20 protein-coding genes are annotated in these 19,528 nt (G+C 62.3%); 18 read left to right on the top strand and 2 right to left on the bottom strand.

Annotation, left to right across the window (positions count from 1 at the left end; translation table 11 throughout):
- Positions 1 to 44: 44 nt before the first annotated feature.
- Entirely contained in the window at positions 45 to 644 is a 600-nt protein-coding gene (locus tag ACP7B9_RS05970; RefSeq protein WP_425861635.1) for a Vms1/Ankzf1 family peptidyl-tRNA hydrolase, read from the bottom strand.
- 32 nt (positions 645 to 676) lie between these two features.
- On the opposite strand from ACP7B9_RS05970, the gene ACP7B9_RS05965 reads away from it, so the two are divergent.
- The 14 genes from ACP7B9_RS05965 (at position 677) to nusB (ending at position 14,374) form a co-directional block, all read left to right on the top strand.
- Positions 677 to 2,125, top strand: a complete 1,449-nt coding sequence (locus tag ACP7B9_RS05965) for a replication-associated recombination protein A (RefSeq protein ID WP_425861633.1) — start codon at positions 677 to 679, stop codon at positions 2,123 to 2,125.
- 255 nt (positions 2,126 to 2,380) lie between these two features.
- Positions 2,381 to 3,007: a 30S ribosomal protein S4 gene (rpsD, locus tag ACP7B9_RS05960; protein WP_044575438.1), complete on the top strand. Its 627-nt coding sequence runs from the start codon at positions 2,381 to 2,383 to the stop codon at positions 3,005 to 3,007.
- A gap of 191 nt (positions 3,008 to 3,198) precedes the next feature.
- The gene (locus tag ACP7B9_RS05955; RefSeq protein WP_425861631.1) at positions 3,199 to 3,573 is read left to right on the top strand and encodes a DUF948 domain-containing protein; all 375 of its coding nucleotides are present in this window, start codon (positions 3,199 to 3,201) and stop codon (positions 3,571 to 3,573) included.
- A gap of 51 nt (positions 3,574 to 3,624) precedes the next feature.
- Positions 3,625 to 3,885, top strand: a complete 261-nt coding sequence (locus tag ACP7B9_RS05950) for a hypothetical protein (protein ID WP_425861629.1) — start codon at positions 3,625 to 3,627, stop codon at positions 3,883 to 3,885.
- A gap of 197 nt (positions 3,886 to 4,082) precedes the next feature.
- Positions 4,083 to 6,764, top strand: coding sequence for an alanine--tRNA ligase (gene alaS, locus ACP7B9_RS05945; RefSeq protein WP_425861628.1), 2,682 nt, complete (start codon positions 4,083 to 4,085; stop codon positions 6,762 to 6,764).
- Between the two features lie 7 nt (positions 6,765 to 6,771).
- A complete protein-coding gene (gene ruvX / locus ACP7B9_RS05940) occupies positions 6,772 to 7,362 on the top strand; it encodes a Holliday junction resolvase RuvX (protein WP_425861626.1) in 591 nt (196 codons plus the stop codon).
- On the top strand, positions 7,359 to 8,681 hold the full coding sequence (mltG, locus tag ACP7B9_RS05935) for an endolytic transglycosylase MltG (RefSeq protein ID WP_425861624.1): 1,323 nt from the start codon (positions 7,359 to 7,361) through the stop codon (positions 8,679 to 8,681). The genes ruvX and mltG overlap by 4 nt, the downstream gene beginning before the upstream one ends.
- Positions 8,682 to 9,590, top strand: a complete 909-nt coding sequence (locus ACP7B9_RS05930; protein WP_425861622.1) for a shikimate dehydrogenase — start codon at positions 8,682 to 8,684, stop codon at positions 9,588 to 9,590.
- 5 nt (positions 9,591 to 9,595) lie between these two features.
- Positions 9,596 to 10,795, top strand: coding sequence for a chorismate synthase (gene aroC / locus ACP7B9_RS05925; RefSeq protein WP_425861621.1), 1,200 nt, complete (start codon positions 9,596 to 9,598; stop codon positions 10,793 to 10,795).
- Between the two features lie 52 nt (positions 10,796 to 10,847).
- A complete protein-coding gene (locus ACP7B9_RS05920; protein WP_425861619.1) occupies positions 10,848 to 11,417 on the top strand; it encodes a shikimate kinase in 570 nt (189 codons plus the stop codon).
- A 9-nt stretch (positions 11,418 to 11,426) separates the two neighbouring features.
- Positions 11,427 to 12,530: a 3-dehydroquinate synthase gene (aroB, locus tag ACP7B9_RS05915; RefSeq protein ID WP_425861785.1), complete on the top strand. Its 1,104-nt coding sequence runs from the start codon at positions 11,427 to 11,429 to the stop codon at positions 12,528 to 12,530.
- Between the two features lies 1 nt (position 12,531).
- Complete coding sequence (locus ACP7B9_RS05910) at positions 12,532 to 13,032, top strand: tetratricopeptide repeat protein (RefSeq protein WP_425861618.1); 501 nt, start codon at positions 12,532 to 12,534, stop codon at positions 13,030 to 13,032.
- A 335-nt stretch (positions 13,033 to 13,367) separates the two neighbouring features.
- Positions 13,368 to 13,931, top strand: coding sequence for an elongation factor P (efp, locus tag ACP7B9_RS05905; RefSeq protein ID WP_425861617.1), 564 nt, complete (start codon positions 13,368 to 13,370; stop codon positions 13,929 to 13,931).
- The gene (gene nusB, locus ACP7B9_RS05900; RefSeq protein ID WP_425861615.1) at positions 13,931 to 14,374 is read left to right on the top strand and encodes a transcription antitermination factor NusB; all 444 of its coding nucleotides are present in this window, start codon (positions 13,931 to 13,933) and stop codon (positions 14,372 to 14,374) included. Before efp ends, nusB begins: the two co-directional genes overlap by 1 nt.
- 69 nt (positions 14,375 to 14,443) lie before the next feature.
- On the opposite strand, the gene ACP7B9_RS05895 is transcribed toward nusB, so the two are convergent.
- Entirely contained in the window at positions 14,444 to 15,874 is a 1,431-nt protein-coding gene (locus tag ACP7B9_RS05895) for a PrsW family intramembrane metalloprotease (RefSeq protein ID WP_425861613.1), read from the bottom strand.
- Positions 15,875 to 16,039: 165 nt separating this feature from the next.
- On the opposite strand from ACP7B9_RS05895, the gene pyrR reads away from it, so the two are divergent.
- From pyrR to ACP7B9_RS05875, 4 genes are read left to right on the top strand one after another with little or no spacing between them, the layout of a single operon-like run.
- Positions 16,040 to 16,651 (top strand): bifunctional pyr operon transcriptional regulator/uracil phosphoribosyltransferase PyrR, encoded by a 612-nt coding sequence (pyrR, locus tag ACP7B9_RS05890; protein WP_425861611.1) that lies wholly within the window; start codon positions 16,040 to 16,042, stop codon positions 16,649 to 16,651.
- On the top strand, positions 16,648 to 17,682 hold the full coding sequence (locus tag ACP7B9_RS05885) for an aspartate carbamoyltransferase catalytic subunit (RefSeq protein WP_425861609.1): 1,035 nt from the start codon (positions 16,648 to 16,650) through the stop codon (positions 17,680 to 17,682). Before pyrR ends, ACP7B9_RS05885 begins: the two co-directional genes overlap by 4 nt.
- On the top strand, positions 17,679 to 19,007 hold the full coding sequence (locus ACP7B9_RS05880; RefSeq protein ID WP_425861607.1) for a dihydroorotase: 1,329 nt from the start codon (positions 17,679 to 17,681) through the stop codon (positions 19,005 to 19,007). Before ACP7B9_RS05885 ends, ACP7B9_RS05880 begins: the two co-directional genes overlap by 4 nt.
- On the top strand, positions 19,004 to 19,528 hold the full coding sequence (locus ACP7B9_RS05875; protein ID WP_425861605.1) for a hypothetical protein: 525 nt from the start codon (positions 19,004 to 19,006) through the stop codon (positions 19,526 to 19,528). Before ACP7B9_RS05880 ends, ACP7B9_RS05875 begins: the two co-directional genes overlap by 4 nt.

Below are 19,528 nucleotides of genomic sequence, written 5' to 3'. Positions count from 1 at the left end.
GGCAGTGGCAATGGCAGTGCGTGAGTGTTGGTTCGGTGGTGGTTTCAGGGATCGGTAATCTGAATCCGCAGTGAGCAGAAGTCGGCCGCGGCCTTTTGGAGCACGGCCATATTGGGATCGGACACCGCCAAAGGCGCAAGCTGCGGCCTGCCCGCCACGGGTCTCATTGCAGGAGTAGACAACACCGCGGCTAGCAGCTTGGTGTCGCCGCCCGTGGCAAGGTATTCAAAGTTCTGACCGGAAAATACCTTGCCGGCCTCCGTCACGGCCTTCTCAACCACCGCGGCGCCCGGATCCCCGCCACGCGAACGGGCCGAGGCCGTACCCACCTTATGAGCCAGCAGTTTTCCGCCCACGGCAATGCCCACGGCATATCCGCCACGCCTGACCAGCACGATCCCCAGCCGACGTTCCTGCAAGGCCAGGGACGTTAGTCGTTCCACCACATCTCTACCGCGCCCGGGCCGCCCGTCGTCCGGCCAGGGAGGTGAGAGCAGCGCAACCGAGCCGTCGTGCATGCGCAACATCACGCCGTCGTCCGTGTCTTCGGTTGCGGTAAGACCCCCATGGGCGCCGCTGAATCGGGCCACCCAGCCGGGGAGGCGGTCGGCGGGGACAAAGGCGGTGCGGCGGGCTACGTTCACGCTGCCAGACTACCGGGCGCTAGCCTAGAGGGGTGAGTGACCTTTTTAGCAGTGCCCTTGATGGCGACGAGATGGACGACGACGGTTCCCTCACCTTTGGCGGCGGGCAGCAGCAGTCCTCGCGTCCACGCAGCCCCCTTGCTGTGCGCATGCGTCCGCGCAGCCTGCACGAGGTGGTTGGCCAGCAGCACCTCCTTGGTTCCGGATCGCCGCTGCAAATGTTGGCCGCCGGTGGCAACGCTGGGGGAGCGGCTGGCCCTGCTTCCGTCATGTTGTGGGGTCCTCCGGGAACTGGAAAGACCACGCTGGCGCATGTGATCGCCCGTGGGCCGGGACGAAAATTTGTCGAACTGTCCGCCATTACGGCCGGCGTCAAGGATGTTCGCCGGGTCATGGACCAGGCGTTGACAGACCGGGATCTGCATGGCCGGACAACTGTCTTGTTCCTCGATGAGATTCACCGCTTCAACAAGGCACAGCAGGATGCGCTGCTGCCCGGGGTGGAAAACCGCTGGGTGGTGCTGATCGCCGCGACCACTGAGAACCCGTCATTCTCCGTGGTGGCGCCCCTTCTTTCCCGTTCAATTCTGCTGACCCTGCAGCCCTTGACGAATGCTGATATTCAGGGGCTCCTTGAGCGGGCCATCACTGACCAACGAGGCCTGGACGGGTTGGTGACGGTTACCGACGACGCCATGGACCACCTGGTCAGGCTTGCAAGCGGCGATGCCCGTCGCGCCCTCACAACGCTGGAGGCGGCTGCTGGTGTTGCACTTTCAGAAGTCGAAGCTGGCAAGAGCAGTGGTGATGCGGAGGTCGATGCGGATGCGCCCGTGGTCGTGGACCTGGCCGTGGCCGAACGGGCCATCGATGCCGCAGCCGTCCGCTATGACCGCGCCGGGGATCAGCACTATGACATCATCAGCGCCTTCATCAAATCCGTGCGCGGCTCCGACGTCGACGCCGCACTGCACTACCTAGCCAGGATGCTGGAGGCGGGGGAGGACCCGCGCTTTATCAGCCGACGCATCATGATCTCGGCCTCTGAAGATGTGGGCATGGCAGATCCCACCGCCCTCCAGACAGCCGTTGCGGCGGCTCAGGCCGTGGCCCTCATTGGCATGCCGGAAGCTCGGATTATCCTTGCCCAGGCCGTGGTCCATGTGGCTACGGCACCAAAATCCAACGCGTCTTACAACGGCATCAACTCGGCCGTGGCGGACGTCCGGGCCGGCAAGGGAACTACCGTGCCTCCACCGCTGCGCGATGCCCACTATGCCGGCTCCGCCGGGTTGGGTCACGGCAAGGGCTACATTTACGCCCACGACGCCCCCCATTCCATCGCCGTCCAGCAATATCCGCCGGACGATCTGGTGGGGAAGAACTACTACACGCCCACCGGCAATGGTGTGGAACGCGATCTTGGGGTTCGGGTGGAACGGCTGCGCGCCATCATCCGCGGCACAGGCGGCGGAAAATAGCGCCACCCGTGCCTACCCAACGGCCTGTACTCGCGCGATGGCGGCCGTTGCGGTGATAGACTTGGTGGCGCACTGGCAAGCTCTGGCTCCATGCACAACCTCACTTGTTGAAGAAGCGGGTATTCCCGTGCTTTTCACGTGACTTTACGTGAGTTGTTGTTCATGCCCAGGTGCTGTAGCAATGGGCCGCAATAGCCCCAACTCTCCACAATGGAGGCCAGCCAAACACGTATTGCAAATATTGGAAGGACACAAGTGGCTAACAACACACGTGCCCGCCGTCAGGCTCGCCTTTCGCGAGCCCTCGGCATTGCTTTGACCCCGAAGGCAGCCAAGTACCTCGAGCGCCGCCCGTACGGCCCCGGTGAGCACGGCCGCGCCCGCAAGAAGCAGGACAGCGACTACGCGGTACGCTTGCGCGAAAAGCAGCGTCTGCGCGCCCAGTACGGCATCCGCGAAGCACAGCTGACGCGTGCATTCGAAGAAGCCAAGCGCACCAAGGGCATGACCGGTGAAAACCTGGTTGAGCTGTTGGAAACCCGCTTGGACGCCTTGGTTCTGCGTGCAGGCTTCGCCCGCACCACCGCCCAGGCACGCCAGCTGGTTGTTCACCGCCACATCATGGTTGATGGCGCCCGCGTGGACCGCCCGTCGTTCCGCGTTGCCGAGGGTCAGCTGATCCACGTGCACCCGCGCAGCGAGACCATGGCTCCGTTGCAGCTTGCTGCAGCCGGCGCACACCGCGACGTGCTTCCCGCCGTCCCGGCTTACTTGGACGTGAAGCTGGAGAGCCTTCAGGCTCGCCTGGTTCGCAAGCCCAAGCGCGTTGAGGTTCCCGTAACCTGTGAAGAGCAGCTCGTCGTGGAATTCTACTCACGCTAATAATCATTAGCGAAGTAGAGCTCCGAGCGATCGAAGCTTGAAACACAAAACAGCCCGTGGCAACCGCCGCGGGCTGTTTTGTAGCCAAAACACCCCACTATGTGGACTAAGGTGTTTTGGGGAAAGAAGTTGCGCGCAGGAAGTGGACGGCGCGCAGCATTCAATGAACGAGGAATTGAGGCGGCGCGCATATGAGTGGTGGCGACATTGCAGGATTGATTGCGGCAGGGGTCTTTGCTGTCCTCGTGGCGATATTGGCCGTTCCGATCTTCAAGCTCGGCCGGGTCTTCGATGAAATCCGCACCACCATCAGGCAAATTGGAGACGGCACTACACCGCTCATTGACGAGGTTACGGCCACAGTTGCCACCACCAACACCCAGCTGGGCAAGGTCGATGGCATCTCTAACAACGTCTCGGATGCAACCGCGAACATCTCTGCTCTTTCGGCGCTTATCGCGGCAACCATCGGTTCACCGCTGATCAAGGTGGCGGCCTTCTCCTACGGCGTCCGCCAAGCATTTGAGGGCCGCGGGAAACCAACCCGCGCCAAGCGCAGTCGATAACGGATTCCAGCCGGTATTCCAGAACCTGGAATCCACAGAAGGACACAACTGATGAAGAAGATCTTTTGGCTCGGGGTGGGCATCACCCTTGGCGTAATCGCGGCCCGCAAGATTGCCGCCGCTCAGGGAGCCATCGGCCCCGACGGCCTGAACAGGGCTGTGGGCCGGGTCAGCGACGCCGTGCATGACTTCGCTGATGCCCTGCGTGAGAACATGGATGAGCGCGAAACAGACTTACGATTGGCACTGGGGATCGATCAGACGCCTCCGGCAGCGTCCCGGGCGCCGCGCCACGAAAAGCTGACGCAGTAATCAAATGCAGTAATCAAACGCGCTAATCCAACGCAGTAGTCAGACGCAGGGGCCACGGGCAAAAATGCTTGGCGCCGTCTTGAAGACTGCAACAGGCAAGCACGCATGCAACAAGTAAGCATTGACCAAGCACCGAACATTTAAGCGTTTTACCAGCTAGAACTATTGCTAGAACTATTGAAGGAGCCACCAGGCTAATGAAATCGCACGAAATCGCACGCCGCTGGGTAGATTTTTTCGCCAGCAAGTCACACACCCCCGTGCCCTCGGCCTCCCTGGTGTCCTCCGACCCGTCACTGCTCTTCACGGTGGCCGGCATGGTTCCCTTCATCCCTTATTTGACCGCCCGGGAAGTGCCGCCCTTTGAGCGTGCCACCAGCGTGCAGAAGTGCATCCGCACCGGAGATATCGAAGAAGTCGGCAAGACGGTCCGTCACGGCACCTTCTTCCAGATGTGCGGCAACTTCTCCTTCGGCGATTACTTCAAAGAAGGCGCCATCTCCTACGCCTGGGAGCTGCTGACCAGCCCCATCGAGCAAGGTGGCTTCGGCCTGCCCGCAGAGAAGCTGTGGGTCACGGTGTACCTCGACGACGAGGAAGCACTTGAGATCTGGCGCGACAAGATCGGCATCCCGGCCGATCGCATTCAGAAACTGGGCAAGGCAGATAACTACTGGTCCACCGGCCAGCCCGGCCCGGCCGGCCCCTGCTCGGAAATCTTCTACGACCGCGGCCCGGAATACGGCATCGACGGTGGCCCCGCCGTAGATGACACCCGCTACATTGAAATCTGGAACCTCGTGTTCATGCAGTTCCAGCGTGGCGAGGGTACCGGCAAGGACAACTTCGAGATTCTGGGCGAACTGCCCAAGAAGAACATTGACACGGGCCTTGGCCTGGAGCGCCTGGCCATGATTCTCCAGGGTGTGGAGAACATGTACGAAACCGATCAGGTTCGTCCGGTCCTTGACAAGGCTGCCGAACTGGCCGGCAAGGACTACACCTCCACCGAGGATCCCGCGGATCCGCACCACGTGGACGATGTTCGTCTGCGCGTCGTGGCTGACCACGTCCGGTCGGCTCTCATGTTGATTTCCGACGGCGTATCCCCGTCTAACGAGGGCCGCGGTTACGTACTGCGTCGCCTCATCCGCCGTGCGGTTCGTTCCATGCGCCTCCTGGGCGTTGAAACGGCCGTGCTGCCCGAGCTGCTGCCGGTCTCCCGCGACGCCATGAAGGGCGCCTACCCCGAGGTCGAGAAGGACTTCGCCCGTATTGGCCGCATCGCTTACGCCGAGGAGCGCGCGTTCCTGCGCACCATCGCCAGTGGTACCGCTCGTCTGGAAGAAGCCGTCAAGGAATCCAAGGCAGCGAGCACCTCACTCTCCGGCGCCGAGGCCTTCGCCCTGCACGACACCTACGGTTTCCCGATTGACCTGACCCTGGAAATGGCCGGAGAAGCCGGACTGGCCGTGGATGAGCCCGGTTTCCGTGCTCTCATGCTCGAACAGCGTCAGCGCGCCCAGAAGGACGCCAAGTCCAAGAAGGGCGGTCACGCAGACCTTTCCGTCTTCCACGAACTGCTGGCCAAGGGTGAAACGGTCTTCACGGGCTACACCGAGCTGGAAGGTGAGGGACGCGTGCGTTCCATCCTCTCCAACGGTGCTCCCGTAGCGCACGCCACCACGGGAGATGAAATCTCCCTGATCCTCGACGCCACCCCGTTCTACGCTGAAGCCGGTGGCCAGTCCGCTGATACCGGTTTCATCACCGGTGACGGCTTCGTCGTCGAGGTATTGGATGTTCAGAAGCCCATCAAGGGCCTGAGCGTCCACAAGGCGATTGTGCGCGAAGGTGAACTGCCGGCTGACGCTTTGGTGCGTGCCGCCGTCGACCGCGAACGCCGCCACGCAGCCGAGCAGGCGCACACCGGTACGCACATTGTGCACGCCGCCCTGCACCAGATCCTTGGCCCGGAAGCCACCCAGCGTGGTTCCTTCAACAAGGCCGGTTACCTGCGCTTCGACTTCGCCTGGGGCGAAGGCCTGAGCACGGCAACCCGCTCGGAAATTGAAGAGGTGGCCAATATCGCCATCCGCAACAACTACCGCGTAGACACCAAGGTCATGGACCTGGACGCGGCCAAGGCCCTCGGCGCCATGGCCCTGTTCGGCGAAAACTACGGCTCCGAGGTGCGCGTCGTGGAGATCGACGGCGCCTGGTCCCGCGAGCTGTGTGGTGGTACCCACGTGGACAGCACCTCCCGCATTGGCTCCCTGACCCTGTTGGGTGAGCAGTCGGTTGGCTCGGGAAACCGTCGCGTTGAAGCTTTCGTTGGTCTGGACTCCTTCCGCCACCTGGCCGCAGAGCGCGCCCTCGTCAGCTCGCTGACGGACATGCTCAAGGTTCCCGCGAACCTGCTGCAGGAACGTGTCTCCGCAACCTTGACGAAGCTCAAGAACGCGGAAAAGGAACTGGACCGGCTCCGCAAGGAACAGCTCAGTGCCGCCGCCGGAAACCTGCTCGGCACCGCCGTTGACGCCAACGGGGTGCGGGTCATTGCGCACGACGCCGGTGACGTCAGTAGCGCCGATGACCTCCGCGGCCTGGCCCTAGATCTGCGTGAACGCCTCGGCTCGGTCGCGGCAACCATCGCCGTTGCCGGTGCCAGCAATGGCCGCCCCATCATCCTGGTGGTCACGAACGAGGCCGCCCGTGAGGCCGGCGTCAAAGCCGGTAACCTCGTCAAGCTCGCATCCGGCATTCTCGGTGGTGGCGGCGGCGGCAAGCCCGACATGGCTCAGGGTGGTGGCACGGACATCAGCGCTATTGGCGCTGCTCTGACGGCCATCAGCGATGCCGTGAAGAATCGACCGTAAGGTAAGCGTGACGGAGCGTAATTTCCCGCAGGGGGTTAAGCTGGGCGTGGACGTTGGAATGGTTCGCGTCGGCTTGGCCACCTGTGACCCTGATGGCATCTTGGCCACCCCGGTCAAGACTCTCAGCCGGGACCTGAAGAAGAACAGCGACGTCAAGGTCGTTGTCAAGGAAGCCGCCGCCCGTGGTGCCGTCCAGATCTTCGTTGGCCTGCCCAGAACCATGAAGGGTGAGGAAAAAGCCTCCGCAGAAATGGCACGCAGCTATGCTGGCATTCTAGTTTCTGCGCTCGAGCAGGCGTCCATGGACGTCCCCGTGCATCTCATCGATGAGCGTCTGACAACTGTCAGCGCCCATCAGGCGTTGCATAAAGCTGGGGTTAGCAGCCGTGAACACCGTAAAGTAGTAGATCAAGTGGCAGCTGTAGAAATATTGCAGCACGCCATAGACATGCAAAAGGCGCGCAATGCCAATGTTGGCCAAGCCGTGCGTACCACTGGGCCGGGCGTTGTGGGGACTGCCGGAACACCTGAACACGAAGAGGATTCCACCATTTCCACGCAAATTGGCGTGCCTGAAGAATCGACTCAGGCACCATGAGTGAACGGTACCGCGGCCAAGGGCACGTCTCCCAGGAACATGGCGCCCATAGTTACGAGCCACAGGAACATGCCCAGACGGCAGGGGAGCACAGCGAGGGTCTGCACGCTGGGCAGTACGCCGAGTACTACGAGGCTGAGCACCACGACGTAGAGCCCCACGAGCTAGAAGATCACGAAGTAGAGCATCACGAAGCAGAGCACCAGGAGGTCGGGTTTGCCCCGTTGCCTTCGCGGCGCAGCAGCCGAGTGTCAAAGCGTGTTCGCAAGCGCCGTCGTAGTCTGGCCTTCTTTGTCGTCTTGATCTTGTTTGCCGTTGTCGTCTTCTTCGCCGTTCAGGCAGTCAGGCCCATGCTTGGTGGCTTGAAAGCGGCCGACTACCCGGGCCCAGGAACCGGCACAGTGGAATTTGTGGTCCCGGACGGGGCTACGGGCATGACAGTTGCCACAGACCTCAAGGAGAAGGATGTTGTTGCCAGCGAACAAGCCTTCCTTGATGCCTTGACGGCCGCCGAAGGTACCGCAGCCCTGCAGCCCGGCACCTTCAGCATGAAGTCTCAGATGAAGGCCTCTGACGCCGTCGCAGTTCTGCTTGCCGTCAGCAACGACAAGGTCCACTACGCGGCCGTGGCGCAGAACCTGCGCATCGGAGACACCCTGGCGGTCCTTGCCGAAGGAACCGGCATTGCCGAAAGTGAATTCGAGTCATTGGCCAACCAGCCAGCGCTCTTTGATTTGCCATCGCAGGCCAAAAACCTCGAAGGTTACCTTTCACCCGGAGAATACCGTTTCCCGATCGAGCTGGACGCCAAGGGCATTCTGTCCCAAATGGTGGCATCCACCAAGAAGGCATTGACGGATACCGGCATCACCGATCCGGCCGAGCAGTACCGCGTGCTGAACATTGCCAGCATCATTGAGTTTGAAGGTAACAAGGCCAACTATGCCAAGATTTCCGGTGCAATTGAGAACCGTATCAATAACGCCAACGGTGAAACCGGCGGTCGCCTTGAATCCGATGCCACGGTTGCTTATGGCCTGGGCCTGAAGACTTACAACATTACGGCTGAGCAGAAGGCTGACAAGTCCAACCTTTACAACACGTTCGCGAATCCGGGACTTCCCGTGGGTCCTATCGGATCTCCTGGGCTCGAGGCCATCGAGGCGGCGGCGCACCCTGAAAGCAACCCGTATTACTTCTGGGTCACGGTTGATTTGAAGACCGGTGAGACGCTGTACGCGGCCACTTTCGCCGAGCACCTGGCTAATGTTGCCAAGTACACGGCTTGGTGCGAGGCCAATGCGGGAGAGTGCACGTAGGTGCTCACTTCCCGCCAGGGCGCGGTTCTGGGGCACCCTATCGGGCACTCCCAATCTCCCGCCCTCCACAACGCCGCATACAAGGCTCTCGGTGTAAATTTCAGCTACCGCGCCATCGACGTTGAGGCCCCTGACCTTGCGGCGCTCATGGCACAGGTGCGTTCGGACGGCGACTGGTACGGCCTGTCCGTCACGATGCCGCTGAAGAATGCTGCCGTTGATCTTGTCGATGAACTTACCCCGGTGGCCCGAACCTTGGGTGCCGTCAATACGATCATTGCCACAACGGACGACGCCGGAGCCACCTTCCTGCGCGGCGATAACACGGATGTGGCCGGCATTGTGAACGCACTCCGCCATGCTGGTGTGGGGGAGCGTCCGCGCGCCGCCATTCTCGGCGGTGGCGGTACGGCCGTCTCGGCCATCGCCGCACTCGTGGATTTGGACGCCACCGAAATTGTGGTGTTCGTTCGCGACCCTGCTAAGGCTGCCGGAACCCTGGAGGTAGCCGTGGCGCTGGACGCCCCTGCCTCTTTGGCGTCCTTCGATGGTGCGGCAACCAACCTAGGCGGGTTCGACGTCGTAATTTCCACTCTGCCGCCCCGTGCAGCAGACGGCCTGGCCGCAGAATTTGCCGCAAGCGCCGAGGAGACAGACGGGATCCTGCTGGACGTGGCCTACGATCCATGGCCCAGTGCGCTGGCGCAGGCGTGGGAGTCGCGCGGGGGCACAGTAGTTGCCGGGATTGAAATGCTTTTGTACCAGGGTGTGGAACAAGTAAAGCTGTTCGCGGAGGCCGGAGGATACGGCACGATCGCAACAGACAAGCAAGGGGACGTCATCAATGTGATGTGCGACGCAATTGGCGTCCACAGGCGGAAACCCTACGAGCAGAACATGGCAGGATAGAGAGTATGTTGCGTTGGTTGACCGCCGGAGAATCACATGGCCCGGCCCTTGTGGGAATTATTGAAGGCGTACCCGCCGGTGTGGAGCTTACGAGCGCCCACATCCAGGACGCCCTAGCTCGCCGCCGCCTCGGCTATGGCCGCGGCGCCAGAATGAAGTTTGAGCAGGACGTTGTCACCATTCTCGGTGGCGTCCGGCATGGGCTGACCCAGGGTGGCCCCGTTGCCATTCAGATTGCCAACTCCGAGTGGCCCAAGTGGGAGCAGATCATGTCTGCCGATCCCGTGGATGCCGCCGAACTGGACGGCCAGGCTCGCAACGCCCCGTTGACGCGACCGCGTCCCGGGCATGCAGATTTCACCGGTATGCAGAAGTACGCCTTCAGCGAGGCACGCCCCGTGTTGGAGCGCGCAAGCGCCCGCGAAACGGCAACCCGCGTTGCCCTTGGTGTCGTTGCCGCCCAGATCCTTGCCGCCGTCGGTGTTGAATTGGTGAGCCACACGGTGCAGATTGCCGGCGTTGCGTCTCCCGAAACCGCCGCGCTGCCCGTCTTTACCGATGTTGCTGCGCTGGACGCCGATCCGCTGCGTTGCTTTGATGCCGCAACCTCCGCCGCCATGGTGGAGGAAGTGGACACCGCCCAGAAGCAGGGCGAGACTCTCGGCGGCGTCGTCGAAGTTTTGGCCTACAACCTGCCTCCCGGCCTTGGTAGCTACGTGCACTGGGACCGTCGCCTGGATTCCCGACTTGCCGGTGCCCTCATGGGCATCCAGGCCATCAAGGGTGTTGAGGTTGGCGACGGCTTCGCCACGGCAGCACGCCGTGGATCGGCCGCACACGATGAGATCGTGCGCGACGAGGATGGCCGGATCATCCGCACCTCGAACCGCGCAGGCGGCATTGAGGGTGGCATGAGCATCGGTGACGTACTGCGCGTTCGTGCAGCCATGAAGCCCATCGCCACCGTGCCACGCGCGCTGAAGACCATTGACGTTGCCACGGGCGAGCCTGCCAAGGCTCACCACCAGCGCTCCGATGTGTGTGCAGTTCCGGCTGCCGGCGTCGTCGCGGAAGCTATGACAGCACTGGTTCTGGCCGAGGCCCTCGTAGAAAAGTTTGGCGGGGACTCCATCGCCGAGACCAAGCGCAACATGGACAGCTACCTGGCGGCCATTCCGGCCAACCTGGATACGCTGGCCCACTGATGATGCGGTGTCCGCTGATGGGGACCTGGCTACTGCTGAAGCTGGGGCAGTAATGGGACAGCGCAGGGAGCCAGGCTCAGCGGATTTCACGCCGGAGCGGCCCATCGTCATGGTGGGTCCCATGGCCGTGGGAAAGTCAGTGATCGGCGCCGAACTGGCTCGTGTGTTGGGGATCGACTTTATCGATTCCGATCACAAGATTGTTGCCAAGCACGGGCCCGTGCCGCGGATCTTCGCGGCCAAGGGGGAGCACCACTTCCGCCAACTGGAAGCCAGGGCCATTGCCGATGTCCTGGATGTGCCCAAGCCCAAAGTCGTGGTGCTGTCCCTAGGCGGCGGAGCCGTTCTGGATTCCGGGACTCAGCAACTTCTAGCCCGCGCCACGGTGGTGTTCCTGAGTGCCGATATTGAAACGGTCAGGGAACGCATCACCCGCAATACCGGCCGTCCCTTGCTTGCTTCGGACCCCGTAGCCACCTGGCAGCGTCTGTCGGCCACCCGCGGCCCCGTGTACGCCCGCCTCGCCGACATCACGTTGGATGTTAGCAATTCAAATGTGCCGCAGCTCGTTGAGCGGCTGATCCACCTGCTGGAAACAGAATCAAGGAAAGAGAATTCTTAAACCGTGAACATCCAGAACACCCCCGCAGTCCCGAACACAGTCATCAAGGTCACCGGCGTTTTGCCGCAGGAAAACTACGACGTCGTAGTGGGCCGCGGGCTCTTGTCCCAGCTTCCAGCATTGCTGGGTGAGCGAGTCAAAAAGGTTTTGGTCATCCACCCCCGTGCACTGCGCATGACCGGCGACGCCGTGAGGGATGATCTCGAGGCGGCAGGGTTTACTGCGCTCACGGCCGAGATTCCCGATGCCGAAGAGGGAAAGCACATTCAGGTTGCCTCCTTCTGCTGGGAAGTCCTCGGAAAGAATGATTTCACCCGATCTGACGCGGTCGTGGCTGTGGGCGGTGGCGCCGTCACCGACCTCGCCGGCTTCGTGGCAGCCACCTGGTTGCGTGGCGTCAAGGTAGTCCACATCCCCACCTCCTTGCTCGGAATGGTGGATGCGTCCGTTGGCGGCAAAACCGGCATCAACACGGCCGAAGGCAAGAACCTTGTTGGCGCCTTCCACCCGCCGGCCGGGGTCCTGGTTGACCTTGACACCCTGGCGACCCTGCCACCGAATGAACTCATTTCCGGCATGGCCGAGGTCATCAAGTGCGGCTTCATTGCCGATCCCGTGATCCTTGACCTCATTGAGGCGAACCCGGAGGCCGTCAAGGACCCCACCTCGCCGGTCCTGCGCGAACTGATTGAGCGGGCCATCACGGTCAAGGCAAAAGTGGTCTCCGAAGACCTCAAGGAAGCCGGCCTGCGGGAAATCCTGAACTACGGGCACACCCTCGGACACGCCATTGAGCTGACCGAACGCTACTCCTGGCGCCATGGTGCCGCCGTCTCGGTTGGCATGATGTTCGCCGCCGAGCTTGCCCGCAGCGTCGGCCGCCTCAGCGATGAAGATGCCGATCGCCACCGCTCCATCCTTAACTTGCTGGGACTTCCCCTCAGCTACCGCCGTGACCGCTGGCAGGCCCTGCTGGATGCCATGCGCCGCGACAAGAAGACCCGCGGTGACCTGCTGCGCTTCGTAGTGCTGGACGGCATTGGGCGCCCTCGCATCCTTGATGTGCCGGATCAATCGTTGCTCTTTGCCGCCTACCAAGAGATTGCGTCCTAGGATGAGCCTGAAAGACTGGCCTTCTGCAGGCTTCCCCGGCACCGCAGTGAATCCCGAAACCCTCTTGCCCGAGGTTGTCGACGAGGAAGCCTGTGCGGCGGCACTCGAGGAGTCCTCGGACGCCGGCGATCACATCTTTGTGCTCCTGGCCCGCGGCCTGACGGCAGAAGCCGCAGAGGCGGCCGCCGACGCGCGCCTTGCCGATCCATCATCTCTGCGTCTGCAGGTCTTGGACGCCGAGGTTCTGCGCGCCAGTAGGAGCTACGACCGGGCCGAAGGAATCCTGCGCTCAGTTCTGCCAGAGGTTACGGGCACTCCGATGGAGCCCTGGGTCTTCCAGCAATTGGGCAAGGTTCACTTCAGTAACGGGCAATTCGGCGCAGCGGCAAAAGATTTTGCCTCATCACTGGACCTGCGTGTCGCCTCCGGATCGGATGCGACGGCCATCTACTCGGCCACGGTCTCGCTCAAGCGCGCACTGGACCTGGCCGAACGGGAATAGTCCCCACGCCCTCCCCAACCTCGTTCCTCGGCCGGGGCCCCTCGGGCGCGGGGCCCCATCCACGCCCTCCCACGATTTAGCCGCTGGCGCGTCTGCGTCGCGGGGCCCTCGGGCGTGTGGGCCCAGGCTAGTAGTTGACGGGCCCCAGCCATGCCCTCCCTGCCACGCCCTTGGTGGGCCGAAAAGCGCACGGCGGCAGGCCGACGTCGTACTGGCCGACAGATATGTGACGCGGTCGACGCGCCTTGATGGCGGGGATCATGCGGTGCGGGTCGGTGGGGTGCGGTAGTATGGTCAATGGATTTTTGATAATACTTATACGCTAAGAGGCAACTGTGGCAACGACTAACGACATTAAGAACGGAACCGTCCTCAAGCTCGAGGGCCAATTGTGGAACATCATTGAGTTCCAGCACGTCAAGCCGGGCAAGGGCGGAGCTTTTGTTCGCACCAAGATGCGCAACATCCTCTCCGGCAAGGTAGTCGATAAGACCTTCAACGCCGGTCTGAAGATCGAAACCGCCACGGTTGACCGCTCTGACTTCCAGTACCTGTACAAGGACGGCGAAGACTACGTATTCATGGACAACGCCAACTACGATCAGCTCACAGTTTCGGCGAAGACCGTTGGCGACGCCACGAACTACATGTTGGAAAACATCAACGTGACCATCGCGCTGCACGAAGGCAACCCGCTCTACATCGAGCTGCCGCCGTCGGTCCAGCTGCGCATCACGTACACCGAGCCGGGCCTCCAGGGCGACCGCTCCTCCGCCGGCACCAAGCCCGCAACCGTTGAAACCGGTCTCGAAATCCAGGTTCCCTTGTTCGTTGAGAACAACACCCTGGTCAAGGTTGACACCCGCGACGGTAGCTACTTGGGACGTGTCAGCGAGTAGTGAGCAGTCAAAACAACCCCGAGGGAAAACCGAACTCGGCCCGTAGCAAGGCTCGTCGCCGCGCACTGGACATCCTGTTCGAAGCAGAACAGCGCGAGGTCAGCGCCATGTCGGCCCTGACTGCGCGCCGCGAAAAAATCGATCAGATCATCAACCCGTACACGGTTGACCTGGTCGAGGGTGTTACGGCCATGGCCGAGCACATCGACGAATTCCTGCAGACCTACTCGCAGGGGTGGACGCTGGAGCGCATGCCCGCCGTCGACCGCATCATCTTGCGTATTGGTACCTGGGAACTCCTGTACAACGACGACGTCCCCGACGGTGTTGCCGTCAGCGAGGCCGTCGAGATGGCGAAGATTCTCTCCACGGATGAGTCTCCCCAGTTCGTCAACGGCCTGCTGGGCCGGTTGCAGCAGATCAAGCCGACGCTTCTGGCGTAGCGTCAACTTCAGCGTAGCCACATCAGATAGCCCCAGGTTTATGAACCTGGGGCTATCTGCATTTAACGGCTAGTACGGGGGTTGCTGGTTCTGCGTCTGCTGGAGTTGGGCTTGCTGATAGTGCAGCTGCTGGGCCTGTAATTGCTGGGCCTGTTGTTGCTGGGCTTGCCAGACCGCAGCGGCGTGCCTGCCCAGCAGATCACTTCGCACCGCTGTGATCTTGTTCAGCAGCATCAATTCACGTTCCTGCCCGGAGGCAAATCGCGTGGCAGCGGGGCTTCCCGCCGCCCCCTTGGAGTCCACCACGAGGCGCTGCCGGGTGAACGCCAGTCGCGTCGCCAATCGGATGAACTCCTTCATGGCGGCTCCTGCCGCAAACGTCCTGGACCATGCCAAGGCACGACGGCGGCCACCGCCTGTCGCAAGCATCGGCACCTCTTGCTCGGTGAACCAGCCGGACGGCACGTATTCGGCAAGCCGCCTGCGGGTCAGCTTCGCCTCCGAGCGGCGCAGCAGGATGATGCCCACAATGAACAGTGCGAACAACGGCACCTGCAGCACGGCGTACACGCGGAAGAAGTTTCCACCTAGGAATGAAGAGGCATTCCACAGCCCATGCAGGAGCATTGCCGGGACCAGGCCCACCACCCAGGCGCCGAGAACCATCAAGTTTCCGCCGTTTCGGGCAGCAAAGCCAACGCAGATACCCAGTGCTGCGGTGAACATGACATGGGCAAAGGGTGACATCAACCCGCGCATCACGAAAATGCCGATGAGGCCCGTGGCGGCACCATCTGATTCCTCGAGGGCCTGTCCGAAGTACAGGATGTTCTCGGTGAAGGCAAAGCCCGCGGCGATCATGCCGGCGTAGACAACACCGTCGATTGGCCCGTCAAAGGTTCGTCGGCGCAGGAAAAACAGCAACAGCACCCCGGCGCCCTTGGACAATTCCTCTACGAGGGGCGCCTGGATAACGGCGCCCACCAAATCCGCATCAGCCGAGGCATTTCCGCTCATCAGTAGCGGTTGCACCCAGCTGCCCACCACCAAACTCGTGATGACTGCCATGCCGGCGCCCCAACAGAAACCGAGGATCAAGGCAGGAACCGGTTCCGGCTCCCATCGATCGATCCACCTAAGGGTTGTTACGCAGATGGCCAGCGGAATCAGGGCCAGTGCACCGCAAATCAGAAAGACGTTGGCGCCGATCGATATGGCAAAGAAGGCAAGGGTCAGCAATGTGACAAGACCGAGGACGCACAGCAGGATGATGTTGGTCACCTTCACAGCAGAGCTGCGGACCTTCTTTTGCGTTGGCGCAGGGGCTGGGTGCGCCCAGTAGTCCGGCGCGCCACTCTGTATGGTGCCCTGTCCCTGTGGTCGTCCCTGTCCCTGTCCCTGTGCTTGTCCCTGCGTCGGTGACAGCGGCGCCTGGGCGTAGTGCGGTTGTTGCTGTGGGGCGCCTGTGGTGGGGTCGCGCCAGTGTCCGGGTTCACTCATGTGTTCAAGACTAGGGCCCGGTGACGATGCCTCCTAGGAGCCGCGCGAGAGCCATCGCCAAGATCCCGCGCGAAGCGGGGGAGTAGGGCCCACTGTGGTATTTTGAGGTGTACGCAATCAACCTTTTAATTCCGTCCTGTGAGGCGGGGAAAGGGGACGCGAGAAATGACTAATTCCTCTGAAGTGTTTGGGAATGTTCAGCAAACCTCTGCTCCTGCCGCTGTGTCCCGGGTAGTTTTAACGGCCGCGGACATCGAGCGGGCGCTGACTCGTATCGCCTATGAAATTCTGGAAGCCAACAAGGGCTCGGCCAACCTGCTGCTGTTAGGCATTCCGCGCCGCGGGTACCCGCTGGCTCAGCGCTTGGCCGCCAAATTAGCCGCCACCGATCCTTCCGTGGATCCTGCCGCGATCGTCGGCCAGCTTGACGTCACCATGTTCCGTGACGACCTGGCCCACCAGCCCACCCGGGCTCCCCAAAGTACTAAACTTCCCGTCTCCGGCATCGATGGCAAAACCATTGTGCTCGTCGATGACGTTCTGTATTCCGGACGCACCATCCGCGCAGCATTGGATGCCTTGGTAGACATAGGCCGGCCCCGCGCCGTCCGTCTGGCAGTCCTGGTTGACCGCGGTCACCGTGAATTGCCCATCCGCGCCGATCATGTGGGCAAGAACCTGCCCACGTCCTCCACCGAAAAAGTGCGCGTCCATCTTTCGGAGATCGACGGCGGCCTCGCCGCCAATGACGAAGTAGTTATCGAGGCCGGCGCATGAGGCACCTGCTTGATACCGAAAGTCTTAGCCGGAACAACGCTATCCAGATCCTCGATACGGCCCAGGAAATGTCTGCCGTGGGGGAGCGGGAGATCAAGAAGCTTCCCGCCCTGCGCGGACGCACCGTGGTGAACCTGTTCTTTGAGGATTCCACCCGCACCAGGATCTCCTTTGAGGCCGCAGCAAAGCGCCTTTCGGCAGATGTCATCAACTTCAGCGCCAAGGGTTCCTCGGTCTCCAAGGGCGAATCACTCAAGGACACCGCCCAAACCCTTGAAGCTATGAGCGCCGACGCCGTGGTCATCAGGCACTGGGCCTCCGGCGCACCGGCTCGTTTGGCCAACTCGGGCTGGATCGATGCTGCTGTCATCAACGCCGGCGATGGCACCCACGCCCACCCCACGCAGGCGCTCCTTGATGCGTTCACCATGCGCGCTCACTGGGCCAAGCTCAGCGGCACCCCATCAGTGGGTGCCGACCTGGCCGGGATGCGCGTCGTGATCGCCGGAGACGTGCTCCACTCCCGTGTGGCCCGATCCAACGTCTGGTTGCTGCGCACCCTCGGCGCCCACGTGACACTGGTGGCCCCGCCCACCTTGCTGCCCATCGGCGTCGAACATTGGCCTTGCGAGGTCAGCTATGACCTCGACGCGGCGCTGGAAGCCGGAGTAGACGCCATCATGATGCTGCGCGTCCAGGCCGAACGCATGAACGCGTCCTTCTTCCCCTCGACTCGCGAATACGCGCGGCGCTGGGGGTTCGACGACGCCCGACTCGCCAAACTTGATGCGCTGAACCTCAAGGACACCATCATCATGCACCCGGGCCCCATGAACCGCGGCCTGGAGATTTCCTCCGCCGCGGCAGATTCACCCCGATCCACCGTGTTGGCGCAGGTCCGCAACGGTGTCTCGGTGCGCATGGCCGCCCTCTACCTCCTGCTGTCAGGGGACATGCGCGAGCCCGCAGCAACCTCAGCTTTCCCGCCCGTTGTGGCGTCTTCCGTACCGTCAGTAAAGGACTTTTCATGACTTCCGTAAGTTACTTGATTCGCTCGGCGTCCCTGCTGGGCGAAACCACCGCTGACGTGCTGGTCCGTGACGGCTTCATCGCGGCCGTGGGAACCGACCTTGGCGCAGACGTGGTGGGCGATGCCACCGTCATCGACGCCGCCGGCCTGGTTGCCCTACCCGGCATGGTCGACCTGCACACCCACTTGCGGGAACCCGGCCGCGAGGACGCCGAGACCGTTGAAACAGGCACCCGTGCCGCTGCGCTGGGTGGCTTCACGGCCGTCCACGCCATGGCCAATAGCTCGCCCGTCGCCGATACTGCCGGTGTTGTGGAGCAGGTCTTCACCCTTGGCCGCGAATCCGGCTGGGTTGACGTACGCCCCGTTGGCGCCGTCACTGTTGGATTGGCTGGCACGCAGCTGGCAGAGCTGGGCGCCATGGCCGATTCCCGTGCCCGCGTCCGCGTCTTCTCCGACGACGGCATCTGCGTCAGCGATCCGGTCATGATGCGCCGGGCGCTGGAATACGTCAAGGCGTTCGACGGCGTGATCGCCCAGCATGCGCAGGAGCCCCGCCTGACCGAGGGTGCCCAGATGAATGAGGGCGTTGTCTCGGCAGACCTCGGCCTGGCCGGCTGGCCCGCCGTTGCCGAGGAATCCATCATTGCCCGCGATGTCCTGCTGGCCCAGCATGTTGGCTCGCGCCTGCACGTATGCCACGTCTCGACGGTGGGTTCGGTGGAGATCATCCGCTGGGCCAAGGAACGCGGCATCTCCGTCACGGCCGAGGTCACCCCGCACCACTTGCTGCTGACCGAGGAACTCGTGCGCAGCTACAACCCTGTGTACAAGGTGAACCCGCCCCTGCGGGCCGACGCCGACGTCCACGCCCTGCGTGCGGCCCTGGCCGACGGAACCATCGACATTGTCGGCACCGACCATGCGCCCCACCCCAGCGAAGCCAAGGAATGTGAGTGGGCCTCCGCCGCCATGGGCATGACGGGACTGGAAACAGCGCTCTCCGTGGTGCAGGAAACCATGATTGAAACAGGACTCATGACCTGGGCAGACTTTGCCCGCGTCACCTCGACCACGCCGGCGCAGATCGGTCAGCTTGCCGATCAGGGCCGTCCGCTGGAAGTGGGGGAGCCGGCCAACATTGTGCTGGTTGACCCCGCAGCCCGCTGGAACGTTGATCCCAGCGCCATGGCCACGAAGGGTCGCAACTCGCCCTTCGCCAACATGGAACTCCCGGGCAAGGTAGTTGCCACGTTGTTCCACGGCCACCCCACGGTGCTCAACGGCGCGTTGAACACCCCCTACCGGGCAGTAACCGCATCATGAGCAAAGAGATATTGATCACCATCTCGGCCGGTGTGCCGATGCTGATCATCTTTGGCCTCATGGGCTGGGGGTGGCGCAACAAGCTCAAACGGCAGGGAGCACTTGCCGCGTTGCCCGCCCGCCCGGAGGATCTTGGTGACGCCGTGATCAGCGTTCCGGGGCAATATGTGGTCACCACCGCCGCCGGCGACTGGCTCGATCGTGTGGCCGTCCATGGCCTGGGAATCCGTACTCCCGCAGTGGTCCACGTCCATCTCGGAGGCGTGGTCATTGAGCGAAAAGGCGGCCAGGACATCTTCATCGACAAACATGCACTGACCCAAGTGGAAACACAAGCGGGAATGGCCGGTAAATTTGTAGAGAAGGACGGGCTGGTGGTCATCAGCTGGAATCTAGAGGACACCGAGGTGGACACCGGATTCCGCACCACCGAAGCAGGCGCCAAGCGTCCATTGATTGAAGCATTGCAGGCATTGCTGCCCAATGACAGCGAAACAGACAGCAACGGAAAGAACAATTGA

The organism is Arthrobacter sp. TWP1-1 (assembly GCF_049897845.1).
Classification (GTDB): Bacteria; Actinomycetota; Actinomycetes; order Actinomycetales; family Micrococcaceae; genus Specibacter.
The sequence above is the reverse complement of the archived record's forward strand: the minus strand, read 5'-3'. Positions and strand labels throughout refer to the sequence as shown.